Here is a 3,218-nt window from a genome sequence, read left to right on the forward strand (position 1 = left end):
CTGAGTTCGGGATGGGATCAGGTGGTTCCAATGCTCTATGGTCGTCAAGAAATTCGGTAGCCAGCGCGTTTAACCTTACGGTCAACGTTCCAGCGAATGGGTATGTAATAGAATTCGGTGCTTTGCGATTGCAAACTTTCGGTTTGTATCGTCTTCACACACCGCAATCTGGTCTCTTCGACGCAAATTGCTTGGGTGTTATATGGTCAAGCCTCACGGGCAATTAGTATTGGTTAGCTCAACGCCTCACAGCGCTTACACACCCAACCTATCAACGTCGTAGTCTTCGACGGCCCTTTAGGGAACTCAAGGTTCCAGTGAGATCTCATCTTGAGGCAAGTTTCCCGCTTAGATGCTTTCAGCGGTTATCTTTCCCGAACATAGCTACCCGGCAATGCCACTGGCGTGACAACCGGAACACCAGAGGTTCGTCCACTCCGGTCCTCTCGTACTAGGAGCAGCCCCTCTCAAATCTCAAACGTCCACGGCAGATAGGGACCGAACTGTCTCACGACGTTCTAAACCCAGCTCGCGTACCACTTTAAATGGCGAACAGCCATACCCTTGGGACCGGCTTCAGCCCCAGGATGTGATGAGCCGACATCGAGGTGCCAAACACCGCCGTCGATATGAACTCTTGGGCGGTATCAGCCTGTTATCCCCGGAGTACCTTTTATCCGTTGAGCGATGGCCCTTCCATACAGAACCACCGGATCACTAAGACCTACTTTCGTACCTGCTCGACGTGTCTGTCTCGCAGTCAAGCGCGCTTTTGCCTTTATACTCTACGACCGATTTCCGACCGGTCTGAGCGCACCTTCGTACTCCTCCGTTACTCTTTAGGAGGAGACCGCCCCAGTCAAACTACCCACCATACACTGTCCTCGATCCGGATAACGGACCTGAGTTAGAACCTCAAAGTTGCCAGGGTGGTATTTCAAGGTTGGCTCCACGCAGACTGGCGTCCACGCTTCAAAGCCTCCCACCTATCCTACACAAGCAAATTCAAAGTCCAGTGCAAAGCTATAGTAAAGGTTCACGGGGTCTTTCCGTCTAGCCGCGGATACACTGCATCTTCACAGCGATTTCAATTTCACTGAGTCTCGGGTGGAGACAGCGCCGCCATCGTTACGCCATTCGTGCAGGTCGGAACTTACCCGACAAGGAATTTCGCTACCTTAGGACCGTTATAGTTACGGCCGCCGTTTACCGGGGCTTCGATCAAGAGCTTCGCGTTAGCTAACCCCATCAATTAACCTTCCGGCACCGGGCAGGCGTCACACCCTATACGTCCACTTTCGTGTTTGCAGAGTGCTGTGTTTTTAATAAACAGTCGCAGCGGCCTGGTATCTTCGACCGGCGTGGGCTTACGCAGTAAATGCTTCACCCTCACCGGCGCACCTTCTCCCGAAGTTACGGTGCCATTTTGCCTAGTTCCTTCACCCGAGTTCTCTCAAGCGCCTTGGTATTCTCTACCCAACCACCTGTGTCGGTTTGGGGTACGGTTCCTGGTTACCTGAAGCTTAGAAGCTTTTCTTGGAAGCATGGCATCAACCACTTCGTGTTCTAAAAGAACACTCGTCATCAGCTCTCGGCCTTAGAATCCCGGATTTACCTAAGATTCCAGCCTACCACCTTAAACTTGGACAACCAACGCCAAGCTGGCCTAGCCTTCTCCGTCCCTCCATCGCAATAACCAGAAGTACAGGAATATTAACCTGTTTTCCATCGACTACGCTTTTCAGCCTCGCCTTAGGGACCGACTAACCCTGCGTCGATTAACGTTGCGCAGGAAACCTTGGTCTTTCGGCGTGGGTGTTTTTCACACCCATTATCGTTACTCATGTCAGCATTCGCACTTCTGATACCTCCAGCAAGCTTCTCAACTCACCTTCACAGGCTTACAGAACGCTCCTCTACCGCATCACCCTAAGGTGATACCCGTAGCTTCGGTGTATGGTTTGAGCCCCGTTAAATCTTCCGCGCAGGCCGACTCGACTAGTGAGCTATTACGCTTTCTTTAAAGGGTGGCTGCTTCTAAGCCAACCTCCTAGCTGTCTAAGCCTTCCCACATCGTTTCCCACTTAACCATAACTTTGGGACCTTAGCTGACGGTCTGGGTTGTTTCCCTTTTCACGACGGACGTTAGCACCCGCCGTGTGTCTCCCATGCTCGGCACTTGTAGGTATTCGGAGTTTGCATCGGTTTGGTAAGTCGGGATGACCCCCTAGCCGAAACAGTGCTCTACCCCCTACAGTGATACATGAGGCGCTACCTAAATAGCTTTCGAGGAGAACCAGCTATCTCCGAGCTTGATTAGCCTTTCACTCCGATCCACAGGTCATCCGCTAACTTTTCAACGGTAGTCGGTTCGGTCCTCCAGTTAGTGTTACCCAACCTTCAACCTGCCCATGGATAGATCGCCCGGTTTCGGGTCTATTCCCAGCGACTAGACGCCCTATTAAGACTCGCTTTCGCTACGCCTCCCCTATTCGGTTAAGCTTGCCACTGAAAATAAGTCGCTGACCCATTATACAAAAGGTACGCAGTCACCCAACAAAGTGGGCTCCCACTGCTTGTACGCATACGGTTTCAGGATCTATTTCACTCCCCTCTCCGGGGTTCTTTTCGCCTTTCCCTCACGGTACTAGTTCACTATCGGTCAGTCAGTAGTATTTAGCCTTGGAGGATGGTCCCCCCATATTCAGACAAAGTTTCTCGTGCTCCGTCCTACTCGATTTCACTGCAAAGATGTTTTCGCGTACAGGGCTATCACCCACTATGGCCGCACTTTCCAGAGCGTTCCGCTAACATCAATACAGCTTAAGGGCTGGTCCCCGTTCGCTCGCCACTACTAAGGGAATCTCGGTTGATTTCTTTTCCTCAGGGTACTTAGATGTTTCAGTTCCCCTGGTTCGCTTCTTAAGCCTATGTATTCAGCTTAAGATACCTAACTTATGTTAGGTGGGTTCCCCCATTCAGACATCTCCGGATCAAAGTCTGTTTGCCGACTCCCCGAAGCTTTTCGCAGGCTACCACGTCTTTCATCGCCTCTGACTGCCAAGGCATCCACCGTATGCGCTTCTTCACTTGACCATATAACCCCAAGCAATCTGGTTATACTATGAAGACGACATTCGCCGAAAATTCGCATGCTCAATTAAGAGCGAACTCACAAATTTTACCTTAGCCTGAATAAACACCAGTGAAAGTGTTAT

At 51.0% G+C, this 3,218-nt stretch carries 2 rRNA genes; both read right to left on the reverse strand.

Going from position 1 to position 3,218, the window contains the following annotated elements:
- Window positions 1-49, reverse strand: a 5S ribosomal RNA gene (rrf, locus tag FJD38_RS25220); the annotation flags it as partial.
- Between the two features lie 153 nt (window positions 50-202).
- A 23S ribosomal RNA gene (locus FJD38_RS24315) occupies window positions 203-3,096 on the reverse strand.
- Window positions 3,097-3,218 lie beyond the last annotated feature (122 nt).

It is taken from the genome of Pseudomonas saxonica (assembly GCF_007858365.1).
Taxonomy (GTDB): domain Bacteria; phylum Pseudomonadota; class Gammaproteobacteria; order Pseudomonadales; family Pseudomonadaceae; genus Aquipseudomonas; species Aquipseudomonas saxonica.